Raw genomic sequence first — 17,376 nt, forward strand, 5'->3', positions numbered from 1 at the left:
CTTATTGTGTAAAGTTATTCCAAAGGTCTTTCAAGCCATCTTTGACTTTACCAGCCCCGTCTTTAATTTGGCCACCCCAATATTCAGCGCCCTCTTTGACTTTTTTGCCGAACTCATCCAAGCCAGCTTTAACCTCGGGTGTTGCTTCTTCTTGAGCTTTGATACTTGCATCTTCTACATTAAAAGGCGTGCCTGGCGAATGAGACAGGATGCGCTGAGTCTGATCTTTAAAGATTGGCGAAATTCCTTGACCGCCCCCACTTTGCAAGAAGTGAATGTCACTGCTTTCGTCAAACCCGATCCAACTGGCAACTACCACATCTGGCGTGTAACCAATTATCCATTGATCTTTCGATTGAGAATCCACGTTAACACTTTCAGTAGTCCCTGTTTTCCCAGCAATGGTATAACCATATGGCTGAGCACTATAGCCTGTTCCAGAACTAAAGACACCTTGCAGCATGCTAGTCATCTCTTCCGAAACTTGTGGCGTAGTGATTTGCTTCTCTTTAGCATCTTCATTATCCCAAACAACTGTACCAGCTGAATCAACAATTTTACGAATAAAGTGAGGGGATTTTTGTTTACCTTGATTAGCAAATACCGTATAAGCACTGGCCATTCTAAGTGGCGAGGTTCCCTTGGTCATACCACCAAGCACAATCCCCGGGTACTGATCTTTGTCGTCTAAAGCAATGCCAAACTTTTCAATTTTTTTCGTTCCTTTTTCCAAGCCAATTTCATTTAGCAACCATACTGAAGAGGCATTTAAACTTTCTGCCAAAGCTTGGTACATAGGGACTTCTCCCCGATAAACTTTATCGTAATTTTCCACGTTATAAAAAGACATGGCTTCGTCTTTTAAGATCGAATCAGGGGAATAACCTGACTCCAAAGCCGCCGTATAAACCAAGGGCTTCATTGTCGAGCCTGGTGATAAACTGGATTGAGTCGCACGGTTAAACCCAAGATAGGTGTGCTCTCCTCGGCCGCCTACTACGGCTTGAACGCCACCTGTTTTAGGATTAATGGCAATTGAAGCTCCTTGGACTATTTCCCCATCAGCCGCATTGGGAGGAAACAACACATCTTGACTAAAGGTGGTATTCATATCCTGCTGATACTGCTGATCTAAGGTTGTATAGATTTTATAGCCCTTATTTAGCAAATCAGCATCTTTGATATTAGCCACACGTTCGGCTTCACGTATTACTTCATCAAAAAAGTAAGGGTACTGATTATCTTTACGAGAATCCATGTAGTTGTCCGTTACAATCAAATCATCCTTCATTAATTGATCGGCTGTTGGCTGATCTAATTTTCCATTATCAACCATCAATTGAAGCACCGTATCTCGACGATCCATGGCATTTTCCTTGTAGTCTATCGGGTTATATATGCCCGGTCCCTTTAACATCCCTACCATCACAGCCGCTTCATCAATCGTTAATTCAGCAGCGGATTTGGCAAAATATCTGTGGGAGGCATCTTCCACTCCCCAAACACCGTTGGCAAAGTAAGAACTATTTAGGTACATCTCCAAAATTTCGTCTTTGGTATACTGCTTCTCAATCTCGATTGCCAAAAAAAGTTCTTTGGCCTTTCTATTCAAAGTTTGATCCAAGGTCAGATAGGCATTTTTAGCCAACTGCTGAGTGATGGTACTCCCACCACCAGTGATTTTTCCTTTAGTTAAAATCCCGACAGCCGCTCGGCCAATCCCTCTAATATCAAAACCGCCATGCTGATAAAAACGTTTGTCCTCTGTTGAAATCAAGGCATCAACAAGATACGGAGACATTTGAGTAAGAGGCACAGAAGTTCCCTTTTGCCCATTCAAGGTTCCCGCTTCATCTCCGTCCTTGTCATAGATCGTCGTGACCTGTGACACCCCTTTTTGCAAAGTTCCCACATCCGAACTTTTTGCTAGATAGAATAAATAAATACTGGTCACTAGTACCACCACTAAACCAACTAACAAGATGATTTTATTTACCTGATATTTTTTCCATATCCGTTTACGCCAATGATGGAATTGGATTAAATATGGTTTTAACCAAATCCAGACTTTTTTGAAAAAGTCGGCAATCGTTACACTTATTTTTTTAAAATCCATTAAATCCCCTCTTTTACTCACTATATTTTAGCATTTTTCTTGAAATTTTCATTAATTAAACCAATCTATTTTCATTTTTAAGCTTAAATTAGTTTCTATCTCTAGTTTAACACAGATTTTCCCCACTGTTATAAGCCCAAGGACTGAATTCATTCTCAGCCTGGTCACAATCATAGCATGAATTTATTAATATTTTATGGTACAATTCATAAGAATTATGTAAATTTAATGATTATTCTTATCAGAATGGGGAAAATACAATGGAAGTAAAGTTAACTTTACCTGACAATACCGAAACAACCGAACTTCGAGAGCTACTGGAAGAAACGTGGCTAGTACCACGTAAAGTCCGTCACTTATTACGCACCCGTAAAAATGTGGCCGTCAATGGCGAAGTCACCCAATTTCATTTGGAAGTTAAAGCGGGAGATACCATCACCTTAACATTTGAAGATAGCGACTACGGTCAACCCGACTTAGAATTGGGCAATGCAGAACTCGTTACGGTGTTATTTGAAGATGAACACATGCTAATTGTCAATAAACCTTACGGCATGAAGACCCATCCCAATCAACCTTCAGAAAACGAAACACTACTCAACCATGTGGCGGCTTATTTAGCGCCTCAAAACCTTTTTCCATATGTGGTTCATCGCCTAGATAAAGAAACCAGCGGCGCTATCTTAATCGCTAAAAATCCCTTTGTCCTACCTATTCTTGGCCGGATGTTAGAGGCCAGAGAAATCAAGCGAACATACCAAGGAATCGCCAGTGGCAGTATGAAACAAACCTATCTCACCATCAATAAAAAGATAGGTCGTGACCGTCACGACAAGCGCAAGCGCTTAGTCAGCGATCATCAAGGACAAACGGCGATCACTCATGTAACAGTTGAAGAAACTAGTAATACTCAAAGTTTTGTTAGCTGTGTTCTTGAAACCGGTCGAACCCACCAAATTCGCGTTCATTTGCAAAGTATCGGCCACCCACTTGTTGGAGACCCTCTTTACAATCCAAGACCTCAAGAAGCCGACAGATTAATGCTTCATGCTAGAAGTCTGTCACTGGTACATCCCTTTACCAAAGAATTAATCGATGTCAAAGCTGAACCTGGACTTTGGTAGACCCAGTTACCTGAAGATTCCTTCCAAGGACTAACCCAAAAAACTCTTAAGGAGATTCCTTAAGAGTTTTTTGGGTTAGTCCGCTATTATTTTTTCTAAAGCCCCCAGATTTAGTCCATCGTAAGCTGCAAAAAAGTGACTAAGGGTCTCAAAGACCAATTTATTTTTACCCAATTGATCATTTTCGACTTGCAGGACAAGCAAAGGTTCATGAAGGCTCATTCTCAAGAGAAACCAGCCTGAACCAAAGTGGCCACGAACATCGCCACGAATTCCCTCTTCATTTTCCGGGTCAATCCTCAAGCCAGGTCTGTCTTCTATAAAAGTCGCCATCCCCTCAATCACTTGTTCTCCATAAGAACGATAGTTTTCTGAGTCTATCTTAAAACGCACTTCCTGAGCTTCCGCTGGCTGTTTCAAACTGCTGATTAATTGGCCCAAGGTTTGACCAGAAGCTGCTAATTTAGGAAGCAACATTACTATTTTAGCAATGACATAGGCCCCATCGTCCAAGAAATAATTTTCTTTAAAGGCAGCGTGACCGCTAGTTTCAATTGCCAGCTCAGTCTGAACCCCTTCTTGATTTAACTTGACAGCCTGATTAATTACATTACGATAACCACTAATATATCGGTATTGCTTGCCGCCTAGCTCTTCAATAAAGGTTTTCAAATGACTGGATGTTGGAGAATTGGTCACAATCGTTGTCCCTGGATAATCGTCGAAAACAATTTTTGCCAAAACTGCAATCAAATTGTTGCGATTTAACACATTTCCATCTTGATCCACAACTGCCGCCCGATCCACATCCGTATCAAAAATAACGCCTAAATCGGCCTTGACCTTTAGGACAGCCGACTGAATACTAGCCATGGCTTCTTTATTGTCAGGGTTTGGCATATGATTAGGAAAATGACCATCGGGGTCTAAAAATTGGCTACCTGTCGTATCAGCACCCAGTACTTCCAAGACTTCCTTCGCGAAATAACCACCTGCACCATTTCCAGCATCAACAATAATATGAAACCCTTTAAGTGGTTGTTGAGCCCCTCCAGGAATGCCCTGTCTAATTTTGGCAACTAAGTCTGCCGCATACAATGGAATCAACTGGCGTTCCTCGACTGACCCTTTCTTTAAAGGCAGATTAAAGTCTTCGGCAAAAGCCACAATCTCATCAATGTCTTCGTGTTCTGCGCCCCCACCCTTAGTAAAAATCTTAATGCCGTTAAAATAATAAGGTAAATGGCTGGCGGTAATCATCACCCCACAATCGCAAAGATAATCGGTAAACTGTGTGGCCATAAACATGGCCGGTGTTGTGGCTAAGCCGACATCAATCACATGTACACCCACACTTTCAAAGCCATTAATCATCGCTTCTTTCAATTCAACTGCCGATAAGCGACTATCATGACCGATGGCGATTTTTAACTGACCTTCCATCAGTTTTGTCGACAATTCCTTGTTAACTGCTAACCACTTAACCATCCCCAAAGCGATTTTTTTAGCTTCAACTGCCGTTAAATTTGCTTCCTCCCTTGCTGTTGAAATGGCGATGCCACGAATATCTGATCCATTTTTTAATGTTTGCAACTGACTCATACTATTCCTCCTAGTCTTCCATATAAGTTAATATAAGGTCATGCAGTTCAGTAGCTGCCTGATTACTCTGAGTGATGATCGCAATCGTATCAGCCCCAGCAATGGTTCCAGCCACCCCATCCAATTGAAGCTCATCAATAATCGCTGCTAACATATTGGCTGAGCCTAAAGACGTTTGAATCACCACGATAAATTGAGCTAAAGTCACACGTTCAACAGAATCGGCCACCATTTCTTTAAAGCGCTCACCATTGACCGGTTGATTTTGTTCGATGATAACGTATTTAACTTCGCCACGACTCCCATGACCTTTAACAATTCCCAACTCGCGGATATCTCGAGAAACAGTCGCTTGAGTGGCTTGAATACCTTCCTGATTAAGTCTGGCAATTAGCTCCTCTTGAGTTTCAATATCATGGGTTTGGATAAGTTTTTTGATAATGCCTTGTCGGCTACTCTTCTTCATAGTTCACCCCACCTATAATTTGTCAATTTTATTATAGCAAACTTAAAGCTTCCACGCCCCTATTTACTGAATTTAACACAAAACAACAAAAAAAAGACCATTATTCATGCTGAGCAATAATAATCTTTTGTTTTTTAATTTTCAGTTAAAATATGGGATTCTTTCATGTTGTCATAAAAATCTGAAAAATAGCGTAATTCCTTTTTTACTTTAATATCGATAAAAACAAACAATCCCATATCCCAATAAAAATCATTAATATGATCTAAAATTATATCGCAATCGTTGATTTTTTCAAACCAGTCAATCGTATGTTCCGTTGTGTAAGTTAGTTGCTCAATCGTATCTCGAGTAATTAATAATTTTTGATAAAGGCGATTAAATTCTTTTTTATCCATAAAGCTTTTTCTAGAAACGTATTTTTTAAATGACTGTTCTTTCATAATCCTAGCTGAATAGCCATTAAAAATAGTTAATAAGCGATTATTTTCCATTACCTCAAATTCTTCCAAGTTGTTCACTCCAACAAATCCAATGTAAGATAAATAATTAATAAAAGTTTCTTCTGAAACAGGCATCATCATTTGACGGTTAGGTTGGCAAATAAACTCATACGAGTAAAGGGACGGTTTATGAATGTTAATTTTCTCAAAAATGAATTTTTCTTTCAATGTGTCACCGTACTTGGACATCGTCTTCTCAACTATGCGACGATCAAGCGCTTCGCTTATACTGACTTCAATGTTAATCGAACCAATTTTATTTTTCTGTCGCTCTGGCTTAGCCGAGAAACTAATACTAATTTTCATTAATTACCTCCTGAAGGTCTAAAATTTAACACTATGAGTCCCCACTCATAACCTTCTTTTAATTCATCCCTTTTTCGAAAAACATGGATAATAAAAAGCATTCCTGTGAGATATAATACCACTGATTTACCAGATAATCAATCAACAACACTCGGTTTTCTTAATTTATCTTTACACGCAAGAGATAGTATTTCCCCCTTATTTTTGTTATAATGTCAATGTCTATTATTAAAGTTTCAGAAACTTAATGAAAGCAACTCATTTCCCCCTTATTTCAAGGGAAATATCTGACTGCTTTTTTATAAATGTACAACTACTTGGAGGTTTAACTGATGAATGAAAGAAATGTAGTAGCAAATGCCTTACACCAAGTCCTAGCTGACCATCTAACCCTTGATGAGATTCTAACTCTCTTGGAAAATCCTAAATCCAGCCAACATGGGGACGTGGCTTTCCCAGTTTTTTCACTTGCTAAAGTGTTACGCAAAGCACCTCAAGCAATCGCAACTGATTTAGTTGCTAAAATCCCTGCCGACAGTTTTGAAAAAGTTGAAGTGGTTGGCCCATATATCAACTTCTTCCTAAATAAAGGACTGGTCAGCCAAGGGACACTGAAAAATATCATTACTGAACAAGAACACTACGGTGATGCAGCAATTGGTGAAGGCCGTAACATTCCCATCGACATGTCCTCACCTAACATTGCCAAACCAATGTCCATGGGTCACTTACGCTCAACTGTCATTGGAAATTCCCTTGCCAATATCCTAACGAAGATTGACTATGCGCCAATCCGCATTAATTACATCGGCGATTGGGGCACACAGTTTGGCAAATTAATCGTGGCCTATAAAAAATGGGGAAGCGAAGACGCCGTCAAAGAGGCGCCAATCAAAGAATTATTACGACTATATGTAGATTTCCATGAAGAAGCTGAAAAACATCCTGAACTGGAAGATGACGCCCGTTTGTGGTTTAAAAAATTAGAAGATGGCGATCAAGAAGCAACCGCTCTTTGGAAATGGTTCCGCGAAGAATCACTGAAAGAATTCCAACGTATTTATGACATTCTGGAAATCGGCTTTGATTCTTATAATGGTGAATCTTTCTACAATGATAAGATGGATCAAGCCGTGGCTATTTTGGAAGACAAACAATTATTGGAAACCAATGAAGGCGCGGAAATTGTTGATTTAGAAAAATACAATTTAAATCCTGCTCTGATTCGCAAGTCTGACGGTGCCACCCTTTACATCACTCGCGACTTAGCATCTGCTCTTTACCGTAAAAAAGAATACGACTTTGCTCAAGCCCTTTACGTGGTCGGCAATGAGCAGTCCACTCATTTCAAACAATTAAAAGCTGTTTTAACAGAAATGGGCTATGATTGGTCTGAGGATATTCACCACGTTCCATTCGGTTTAATTACTAAAGACGGGAAAAAATTATCTACCCGTAAAGGCAAGATTATCTTACTTGAAGAAGTTTTGGAAGAAGCCATCAGCTTAGCTAAAACACAAATAGAAGAAAAAAACCCAGACTTAGCTAACAAAGACGAAGTGGCAAGACAAGTAGGGGTTGGAGCAGTTATATTCCATGATTTAAAGAATGACCGTTTAAATAACTTTGATTTCTCACTAGAAGAAGTCGTTCGTTTTGAAGGCGAAACGGGGCCATACGTCCAGTATACCCATGCTCGCTGCTCATCTATCTTGCGCAAAACGAACTGGGCACCTCAGAAGGATGCCGACTATACACTAAATGACACGGAAAGTTGGGAAGTCATTAAATTATTACAAACTTTCCCACAAATCGTTCAACGTGCCGCAACAAAATATGAGCCTTCAGTTATTGCAAAATATGTCATTCAGTTAGCTCAATCTTTTAATAAATACTACGCCCACGTTAAAATTGTCAACGACGATGGCCAACAAGATGCTCGTTTAGCACTTGTTTTCTCTGTTAAGACCGTTTTAAAAGAGGGGTTAAGATTACTTGGCTTAAAAGCACCTGAAGAAATGTAAATAAAAGCAGGAAGGAATAAAGAGCATCGTTGCTCACGGATTCCTTCCTACTTTTTTATTCCAATTAATTTCGGTTCGTTCTCTACAAGTGATAACTGATAGAATGTTTCCACCACCTCATCAGGGTCCGGCTAATAATTAAATAATGAAACTTAAAGAGATATTTTGTCACTGGTAGTCTCACTATTTTTTTGATTGTTGCTGACCTAAACGTGGCGTTTACGTAAAAAATAAAATTTTGATTTAATCACTAGAACTTCCCTACTAACAACTAACATAACTGCCCCTAAAAAAACTCATCAATCTTATTATTCGTTATTTAACCCATGTCGTCTGGGTGTGTACATCGTTTTTCCCTCAAGATTAGATGGCTCATAAAAAAAACACGCTAACACTTTTTGACGTCCTTTGATCAATTAATCTTAGGGAACCAATCCATTAACAACTTGGATCCTTCCACCTACTAACTTTCAGACTGATACCATGTAGTCAGTATAAAAAAATTAAAAGGGATTGAAAAAGCAAGATTAGCCACTATTTAGTGTAATCCACTCTAAATAGTGGTTAATCACAAAAAAATGGTGAACTTTGGGGTGAAAATGTCAATCTTACCTTTTAGTTAGCTTCTGTTTAGAAGTCCCTTTCCAGCAAACATCACAGATAGAGAATCAAAAAGCCTAAGACGAAATGTCTTAAGCTTTTTTGATTGATAGCCACTATGTTAAATCAATTTGCTGACCGATTAAGTACATAATGGGTGCTGAAATACTCATAATTACGAGTTCACTAAGAGCTGTTGTACCGAAAGTCAGCCAAAAAGGAACCTCTATCGCAATATGGAGCATCCATGCAATCATAAACATACTGATCGTAAAGAAAATCGTGTTGAAGATCATCCGTTTTTTGATGTCAGTGACATACTTGCTAATAATAGCTGTTAGTCCCAGTGCCAGAAAACTCTGACCGCCTCCAAATACGACATCCAGCCAGCCAAACTCTGAAAATAGCATGTTATAAAGGACAACGCCCCCTAAAACACCCCACATAAGTTTTTTGTTAAAGACGACTAGATGATTCAAACTCTCTGACACTCTAAATTGAATAGGACCTTGCGCAAAGGGCGTAATCATCGATAACGCCAAATACATCGCAGCCACTATGCCATTTAACACCAGTATTTTTGTTTTTTTACTACTTATCATTTTTCTACCTCCTCCGAGTTTTGATGACGCGGGATGGTTGACGAACCGCGATACTACAAAAAAGTAGTACTTCAATATATTACACTAATTAAGCCAAATAAGCTACCTTGGATCTCAGCCTTCTTTTTACTTATCAATCCTGCTTCTTTAGTAAACTTTTCTTAAATCACCTCATAAATCCCCCTCGAAATCAAAATTAGGTTGCTGACTTGAGAAATATGACGCATAATGAAACGACTACTAGATTTCCTATGCCCACATAACTGATATGGTTGGGGAATTATAATGGGATTGATAGAGAAAAGGACGAGACTATACATATGAATATCTATTCACTAATAGCACAAAATAATGCAAACAACTTACAAAAAATTGCCTGCACATTTTCACAAGACAAGGGCACTTGCCATCTTACCTACCAAGAACTATTAAATCAAGCGGACTTATTCGCGAAGATATTAACTGATAGCGGTATCTTGCCAGGAGATCGAGTAGCACTTGTCTCGGAAAACGCACCAGAGTGGAATGTGGCTTTTCTAGCTATTCTAAAATTAAATGCAACAGCAGTCCTAATTGACGCTTCACTGACGGGAAGTGAAATTACCAACCTGATCGAACATTCAGATGTGAGTGCGGCCTACACGTCCCCAAAGATCATGGAAAAATTAAAGGAGCATCTGGGAACCATTCACCCTGTCTTTGACTTGATGAATCAGAGTCAAGTTTACTCTGGTTTTCCCAGTCAGTCGCCAGAGTTGGTTAGTGAGGGTGACCCAGAAGTTGCCACGATTATTTTTTCTTCTGGTACCACACGCTCGGCAAAAGGAATTATGCATACCCACGATGCATTGATAAACTCAACAATGATGTGTGCAACCAGTAATCAGTTGGACCGAGAGGGTCGCTATTTATCCGTCATTCCTAACAGCCATGTCTATGGATTAGTCTGTCTGGTTCTAGCACCCATGCTCTTAGGTGCTGACAGTTTTTACATTGAATCAATGACTGCCCCAGCTATTAGAGTCGCTTTTGACAGCTATCAGCCAACTGTTTTCCCCTGTGTCCCGAAGGTCTTTGATTTATTTAAGACCCAGGCACTTATGACGATTAACAGCAAAAAAGTGACCAAGTTAATGTTTAAATTATTGTTTCCACTCTGTCTATTTGCCCGCAAGCGTGGCCTTAACTTGGGGAAAGTCATCTTTAAAAGCATCCATCAAGCTTTTGGTGGTGAGATTGACATCTTGTGTTCCGCTGGGGCCCCAATGCCTCAAGAAACTGCCGACTTTTATTTAGGCACAGGCTTTAATTTGCTGATTACTTACGGAGCCACTGAAACAAACATACCGACAATTGGCAATCGTGGGAATAATTTAACCGCTGAGACGTGTGGCAAACCTTACGATGAGGTGGAAGTAAAACTTAGCCCTCAGGGTGAACTGCTGATTCGATCTCCTTATATGATGAAAGGCTATTTCCGTGATCCAGTAGCGACAGCTAAAGCTTTTGAGGATGGGTGGTTAAAGACAGGTGATATTGGCGCCATCGATTCAAAAGGGAATTACCGAATCGTCGGCCGTTCCAAGGAAAATATCATCCTAGGGACAGGTAAAAAATTAACGCCAGACGATGTTGAAGCCGCCTATTGTAACATTTTAGGCATTTCGGAACTAGTCATTACTGGTGTTCCCTCTCCTAATGGTTATGACGAAATTCACGCCTTTGTTGTCAGAGATCACAGCGAACTACCCAAAGAGCGTATCTTAGAGGGAATCGCTGAAAAAACTGCCGAAGCTTCCCTTCACGTGAAGTTAACGAAAGTTCATTTTATTGAGGCCATACCCAAAACCTCCTTGCAAAAACCAAAGCGTTATTTATTAAAAAAAATAGCATTAGACGAAGTAGCTAACGAAACTCAACCCACAGAAAAAATAGTTACCTCCCAAGACATTCAGCAAAAAGTCATTCAACTAATTGCTCAATTGGGAGAAATTGATGCCAGTGTCATTTCCGCCACATCCAAACCATTTTCAGAGTTAGGTATGGACTCCCTAGCTGCCATCAATCTTGCCTTGGAGTTAGAGGACAACTATCACCTTAATGTGGAAGACGCCTTTCACCCTGAAATGTCCGTCGCCGATTTAGTCGGCTTTATTCAACACCCTAAGGACAAGCATAAACAAGTCAAAGAACCTGGCTCTGAACCGAAAGTCAAACGGAAAATCGACTACATCTTATTTAGATCAGCCTGTGTCTTAGCCCGTGTTTTTTACAAGGTGACAGTCAAAAATGACCACACCATTCCTAATAATACTGGTTATATTATTTGTGCCAACCATGTATCCAACTTAGATTATTTGTGGTTAACCGTTAATTTTAAAAAAGAACAGTTTCAAACCTTTTATTGTATGGCTAAACAAGAAGTCGTCAATAAAGCCGCCATTAGCCAATTATTGACTCGGATTTGTGGCATGATTCCGATTAACCGCGATCAAGCTGGCTCTGATTCTCTCCATCATTGCAAGGTTACCTTAAAAGCCAATAACGGCTTGCTGATTCATCCAGAAGGGACCCGCAGTAAAAGTGGACAACTTGGTTCCCTAAAAAAAGGAGCTGCCATGTTGGCGATTGATTCGGGAGTTCCGATTATTCCTGCCTATATTCATGGTGCCTATGAAATCTATCCACGGGGTAATAAATTGCCAAAGTGGTTCAATTTTTCTGAAATGCGCAAATACCCTGTCAACGTGGTTTACGGCAAACCAATTATGCCAACTGGCCTAACAGCTAAAGAATTAACCAAACAAGTGGAGGCAGCCATGATGGCCTTAGCCATTCAACCTTAAGTAAGAAAAGCACGATTCGTTGCAAGCGTCGTGCTTTTTCTATTCCTTAACTCTTATTTAATTTTCCCCCCCAAAAAAACTATTTTACTTAGCCTAAGTCTGATTGATTTGGTATAATATAACTCTGTGAAAGGAGTTGGACATCATTCAACTTGAACTGCATCTGATTATTAACCGAAACGCAGCTAGTGGCAATGCCGCTAAATCAGCAGATCAGGTCTTATCTGCTTTAAATGAAAAAAATATGCCTTACAAAACTTATACAACTGACTATCACGGTCATGCCATTGATATTGCTCAAACACTTTTAGAAACAACCTTACTCCCTTGGACTAAGACGCCTCCTCAATTATTTCCGCTTCTAGTGGTCTTAGGCGGCGATGGCACTCTTCACGAAGTCGTGAATGCCCTAGGAAATCGAGTCGATATTCCCATCGCTTACATTCCTTGTGGCTCTGGCAATGATTTTGCTCGGGGTGTTTCTCTTAGTCGCAATCCTCTGATTGCCTTAGACCATTTATTGGAAACCTTGGAACCCCAACCTTATCATACCCTTCACTATGTGGAAAACATTCAAGAAGAAGAAGGATACGCAACTAATAATGTGGGAATCGGCATCGATGCGGCCATCGTTGCCCGTTCATCTGCCTCAGCTTCAAAACAGACCTTAAATAAAGTTAAATTAGGCTCTTTGACCTATCTCTATGCAGCCATTCAAGTCTTGACCAAACAAAAAGGCTTCCCTCTAATGGTTGAAGTTAATGGCCAATCAATTGGCTTTGATAATGCCTTTCTCTGCACCACTACCAAGCATCCTTTTTTTGGTGGCGGCATTGCGATTGCCCCAGAAGCTGATGCTAAATCTAAAACGATCGACCTTGTGATTGTGGAGCGGATTCATCTCCTTAAACTCATTCGCTTAGTCATCCAACTCCTACAAAAAAAACACATGGCTTCTCCTCATGTTCATCATTTCAAAAGCCAACAGGTACGGATCGTATCTACCACCTCTCAATTTGGTCAAGCCGATGGTGAAGAACTAGGGTCTCGCCCCTTCGATATCCACTTTACAACTGTCCAACGCCTCTTCTGGTTGTAACAAAAAAACAGTCTGCTTAGCAAACTGTTTTTTGTTACATATAATCATAGGGCGATGCCTCATTCATACCGATTAACGGGTCGATTTCCAGTCCGACCACTTGTGACAGTTTTAAGATAAAGTTAGTTGGCTCTGAGGTACCTTCTGTTGTCTCCTCCTCAACACTAAAGAGGGAAAGCTCCTCCACCTCTGGTTTTGCTTGACGGGTGACGGCAATCTCTGTCAGCTTTTGCGGAGACTTTTCTTTGGTTGCAACAGGACTCGTTTGATACGCCACTTCTTCTTCCTTAACAAATCCTGCTTCAAAAGCTTCTAACTGGGTTTTGACGGTTAAAGTCATCATTTCAGCCGAGGTAATTCGTTCCTTCAAACTGGTCTTGCGGTTAATCCCTTCATTGTTGACACAGTCACGAAAGGCACTAACTTCTCCCATTAATATTAAAATATCCTTACTTCGAGTCAAGGCAGTATACAAGAGATTTCGTTGAAGCATGCGTTGATATTGCCGAACCATTGGCAATATCACCATCTTAAATTCGCTCCCTTGAGATTTATGAATGGAACAACAATAAGAGAGGGTGATTTTATTCCACTCATTCCGTTTATAGGAAACTTCGTTACTATCAAAGTGAATGACCAGTTCATCCACTTTGTCTTCCGATTCCTTGGCATAAATGATACCTACAATTTCTCCCATATCCCCGTTAAAGACATTGGTTTCCGGGCTGTTTACCAATTGCAATACTTTATCGCCAATTCGGTAAACTTTGTCATTCCATGCCACTTCTTTCCGTTGGCCATCCTCATTAGGATTAAAAATCTCCTGCATCATCTCGTTCAACTTATCAATACCGGCTACCCCGCGATACATGGGTGCCAACACTTGAATATCCTGAGCCGTAAAGCCTTTTTCTTTTGCCTTGGTCACGATTTGTCGAATCGTCTGCTCAATTTGATAAGCATTGGCGTTAAAAAAAGAACGATCTTTATGATTATTAGTAAAATCACCTGGCAACTGACCGTTTTTAATGCTGTGCGCTAGTGGAATAATACTGGAACCATCTTCCTGTCGGTAAATTTCAATCAGTTCTCGACTCGGAATTTCATTAATGCCCAATAAATCATGTAAAACCTGACCAGGTCCTACAGATGGCAGTTGGTCTTTATCGCCAACAAAAATAATTTGCATATTTGTTGGGATAGCTTTTAACAAGGTATTGGCCAACCAAGTGTCAACCATCGACATTTCATCGACAATCAACAAACCACCCTCTAATTCTTTGGCAGAGACGCTTGTATTCTTTTCTCGACCCGTAAGACCTAAAAGCCGATGAATCGTGCTAGCGGGCAAACCAGTGGTCTCATTCATCCGTTTAGCCGCTCGCCCAGTAGGTGCTGCTAATAAAATCGGAAAAATATCATTTTGATAGTCATCTATGTCCAAGGACAAGCCATTTAATTCAGCAAATAAGGTCACAATTCCGTTAATAACCGTGGTTTTACCTGTTCCCGGCCCCCCCGTTAAGATAAACATCGGAGATTTAACAGCCGCTCTCATGGCATCAATCTGTGAATCGCCATAACTAATCCCCAAATTCTTTTCCAATAGCTCAATTGCCGTCGTAATATCCTCATCAGCATATTTAATTTCCTTTTTTCGAGACAATAAACGTTGAACCGCTGTGCCAATCCCCCATTCAGCAAAAAACAAAGAATTTTCATAGAGTCGCGTACCCTCTTGTTGAATTTTACCTTCTTCTACTAAACGGATGATTTCATCTGCTGCTAAATCAGGCCCTATTTCAAAAGGACGGCTGTTCTCTAGGGTGCGGATTGCTTTACCTAACAACTCCTCCGCTTCAATATAAGTATTTCCTGTATCCAAGCAACTAGCCAGTAGTTCATGTAAAATAGCCGCCCGAATCCGTTGAGGAGAACTAGCTGCATACCCCATGTGCTCAGCTAGATTATCGGCTCGCTTAAACCCAATCCCCTCAATATCTTCCGTTAGTCGATAGGGATTTTCCTGAATAATTTCTAGTGTTTCCTCTTTGTATAATTGATAGATTGCCATGGCTAACTGGCTACCAAAACCATATTGATTAAGGCCAATCACAATCTGCTCCATGCCGTAATTCAAGCGAATCGTATCAGCAATCATTTGCCGCTTGGCTTGTGTCAGTCCTTTGACTTCCGCTAAACGTTCAGGCTGAGACATAATGACATCAATCGCTTCTTCACCTAAGACTGCCACCATGTTCTCTGCAGTCTTTTTACCAATCCCTGGAAAATTTTCTCCCGATAAATAGGCCACCAAGCCACTAGCTGATGTTGGCTTATCTTGTTGATAGGTTTCTACTTGAAACTGTTTACCATATCTCGGATGATCGACTAAATGACCACTAAAGCGATAAGTCTCCTCTTCTTGAATTTGGCCAAAGTTTCCTGTCACCACTATTTCATTTTCCAAGTAGGCGGTATTTGTTTCAAGGACTTTGACTAAAATGACCTTGTAAAAATTAGTGTCGTTTTGAAAAAAGATTGCGGCTACTTTTCCGCTGATAAAAGGCATGTCGTTCACTGTATCTGTCTTGGTCACTTAATCACCTACTTTCCAATTTCGTTCTCATACTATGATAATCCTTTGACTTTTGAAAGTAAAGAAACTCTCGCCCCACTTAAAGAATTGTCACCAAACAAAAATAGCCGTCTCAGCCAACAGGCTTGATCGACATGGACTATCCATTCTGCTAACAATGGAGATCAGCTCTTAAGTACCTTCCACTAGAAAATGGAAGGCCTCAGTCTGATCACCATTAGCCTACTTACTTAGATGACGGTCATCATTCCACAGCTTAAGTGTAAACGGCAACTCTTTTGTTGGATTCATCTTTAAAATACTCAGGGTATTATTGCCCAATCCGCCCATCTTTCGTGCATTTGCAACACTGGCACCGGCCAGTGTTTGGATACAGCCAGTCAATGTCGCTCCATGACTGACAAATAAAAGCGGCCCCTGTTCTTTTTCAGCAGCCTCTAAAATCAGCTTTTTTCCTCGTGCCAGCATCGCCTCATAAGGTTCACCACCAAAAGCGCTAGGGTCATAACGATTGGGGGCATAACGAAGCGCATCAAGGGTCTCACCATAGATATGGTGAGCTTCCATAATAGACGCCCCTTCCAAGTCTCCCATGCCAATTTCTCTTAAATCGTCTGAATATATAATTTCCGCTGGCACTTTGAGATAGCGCTGAATGCCCATAGCAGTATCTTTTGCCCGCTTTTGAGGACTAGCATAAATCCGCACAAAAGGAATCTCTGACAGATGTTTTCCCAAGCGTGCAATTTCCTCATAACTTTCAGGCAATAGGGGAGAGTCCCCTTCCCGACCTTGAAATCGCAAGGCCTGATTCCATTCCGTTCGTCCGTGACGAGTAAAATATAATTCCATTGACTTGCCCCCTCTCACTTGATTTAAGGAAATCTAATCTAATTTATCATTCTCATAGTGGTGAGCTACTTCTAAATTAGGAAACTCTTGCTGACGCAGGGCTTCATACACAACCAACGCTGCTGTATTTGATAAATTCAACGAACGAACGTGCTGATCATTCATCGGAATACGCAGACAATCCTCTTCTCGACTGCGCATAAATTCCTCAGGCAGTCCGGTAGTCTCTTTGCCAAACATAAAGTAGTGATCCTTACCATCATTATACGCCACTTCACTGTATATTCGATGCCCAAATTTAGTGATTAAATGCAACTCAATCTCAGGATTTTTTTCAAGAAAATCCAATAGATTTTCATAATATCGGATATCAACATCCTGCCAATAGTCCAACCCTGCTCGTTTGAGCTGTTTATCATCTGTTGAAAAGCCTAATGGTTCGATTAAATGCAGAGGGCTATTCGTTGCTGCACAGGTTCTGGCGATATTCCCTGTATTAGCAGGTATTTGTGGTTCAAATAGTACAATGTGATTTGTCATGATTGGTCTCCTTTAACAGCATCAAGCTGCCTTTGTTTCATTTGTCTGTCTTCTATATTAAGGTATATTCCTATTTTAGGCAAAAAAAAGAACGTAT

The 17,376-nt window shown here is 40.4% G+C and carries 12 protein-coding genes; 4 read left to right on the forward strand and 8 right to left on the reverse strand.

The features are described from left to right. Window position 1 precedes the first annotated feature (1 nt). Window positions 2–2,116 (reverse strand): PBP1A family penicillin-binding protein, encoded by a 2,115-nt coding sequence (locus RWN13_RS06625; protein ID WP_314061688.1) that lies wholly within the window; start codon window positions 2,114–2,116, stop codon window positions 2–4. 260 nt (window positions 2,117–2,376) lie between these two features. On the opposite strand from RWN13_RS06625, the gene RWN13_RS06630 reads away from it, so the two are divergent. Continuing rightward, entirely contained in the window at window positions 2,377–3,240 is an 864-nt protein-coding gene (locus RWN13_RS06630; RefSeq protein WP_314061689.1) for an RluA family pseudouridine synthase, read from the forward strand. A 75-nt stretch (window positions 3,241–3,315) separates the two neighbouring features. Here RWN13_RS06630 and RWN13_RS06635 read toward each other — a convergent pair whose 3' ends face one another. From RWN13_RS06635 to RWN13_RS06645, 3 genes are all read right to left on the reverse strand, one after another. Then, complete coding sequence (locus RWN13_RS06635; protein WP_314061690.1) at window positions 3,316–4,842, reverse strand: phosphomannomutase/phosphoglucomutase; 1,527 nt, start codon at window positions 4,840–4,842, stop codon at window positions 3,316–3,318. Between the two features lie 10 nt (window positions 4,843–4,852). Next, window positions 4,853–5,308, reverse strand: coding sequence for an arginine repressor (gene argR, locus RWN13_RS06640; RefSeq protein ID WP_314061691.1), 456 nt, complete (start codon window positions 5,306–5,308; stop codon window positions 4,853–4,855). Window positions 5,309–5,442: 134 nt separating this feature from the next. Next, window positions 5,443–6,117, reverse strand: coding sequence for a hypothetical protein (locus RWN13_RS06645; RefSeq protein ID WP_314061693.1), 675 nt, complete (start codon window positions 6,115–6,117; stop codon window positions 5,443–5,445). Window positions 6,118–6,449: 332 nt separating this feature from the next. Between RWN13_RS06645 and argS the strand changes: the two genes are divergently transcribed. After that, complete coding sequence (argS, locus tag RWN13_RS06650) at window positions 6,450–8,141, forward strand: arginine--tRNA ligase (RefSeq protein WP_314061695.1); 1,692 nt, start codon at window positions 6,450–6,452, stop codon at window positions 8,139–8,141. 716 nt (window positions 8,142–8,857) lie between these two features. On the opposite strand, the gene RWN13_RS06655 is transcribed toward argS, so the two are convergent. Further along, window positions 8,858–9,343 carry a QueT transporter family protein gene (locus tag RWN13_RS06655; RefSeq protein ID WP_314061697.1) on the reverse strand — a complete coding sequence of 162 codons (486 nt, stop codon included), beginning with the start codon at window positions 9,341–9,343 and terminating at the stop codon, window positions 8,858–8,860. A 320-nt stretch (window positions 9,344–9,663) separates the two neighbouring features. Here RWN13_RS06655 and RWN13_RS06660 point away from each other — a divergent pair, with 320 nt between their 5' ends. Next, window positions 9,664–12,189, forward strand: a complete 2,526-nt coding sequence (locus tag RWN13_RS06660; protein ID WP_314061698.1) for an AMP-binding protein — start codon at window positions 9,664–9,666, stop codon at window positions 12,187–12,189. A gap of 136 nt (window positions 12,190–12,325) precedes the next feature. Next, a complete protein-coding gene (locus RWN13_RS06665; protein ID WP_314061699.1) occupies window positions 12,326–13,288 on the forward strand; it encodes a diacylglycerol kinase family lipid kinase in 963 nt (320 codons plus the stop codon). A 34-nt stretch (window positions 13,289–13,322) separates the two neighbouring features. On the opposite strand, the gene RWN13_RS06670 is transcribed toward RWN13_RS06665, so the two are convergent. From RWN13_RS06670 to trmL, 3 genes are all read right to left on the reverse strand, one after another. Next, window positions 13,323–15,860 (reverse strand): ATP-dependent RecD-like DNA helicase, encoded by a 2,538-nt coding sequence (locus RWN13_RS06670; protein WP_314061803.1) that lies wholly within the window; start codon window positions 15,858–15,860, stop codon window positions 13,323–13,325. Window positions 15,861–16,109: 249 nt separating this feature from the next. Continuing rightward, the gene (locus RWN13_RS06675) at window positions 16,110–16,739 is read right to left on the reverse strand and encodes a histidine phosphatase family protein (RefSeq protein WP_314061700.1); all 630 of its coding nucleotides are present in this window, start codon (window positions 16,737–16,739) and stop codon (window positions 16,110–16,112) included. Window positions 16,740–16,772: 33 nt separating this feature from the next. Beyond that, window positions 16,773–17,279 carry a tRNA (uridine(34)/cytosine(34)/5-carboxymethylaminomethyluridine(34)-2'-O)-methyltransferase TrmL gene (trmL, locus tag RWN13_RS06680; protein WP_314061701.1) on the reverse strand — a complete coding sequence of 169 codons (507 nt, stop codon included), beginning with the start codon at window positions 17,277–17,279 and terminating at the stop codon, window positions 16,773–16,775. Between the last annotated feature and the right edge of the window lie 97 nt (window positions 17,280–17,376).

This window comes from uncultured Vagococcus sp. (genome assembly GCF_963518325.1).
In the GTDB taxonomy this organism is placed as follows: domain Bacteria; phylum Bacillota; class Bacilli; order Lactobacillales; family Vagococcaceae; genus Vagococcus_D.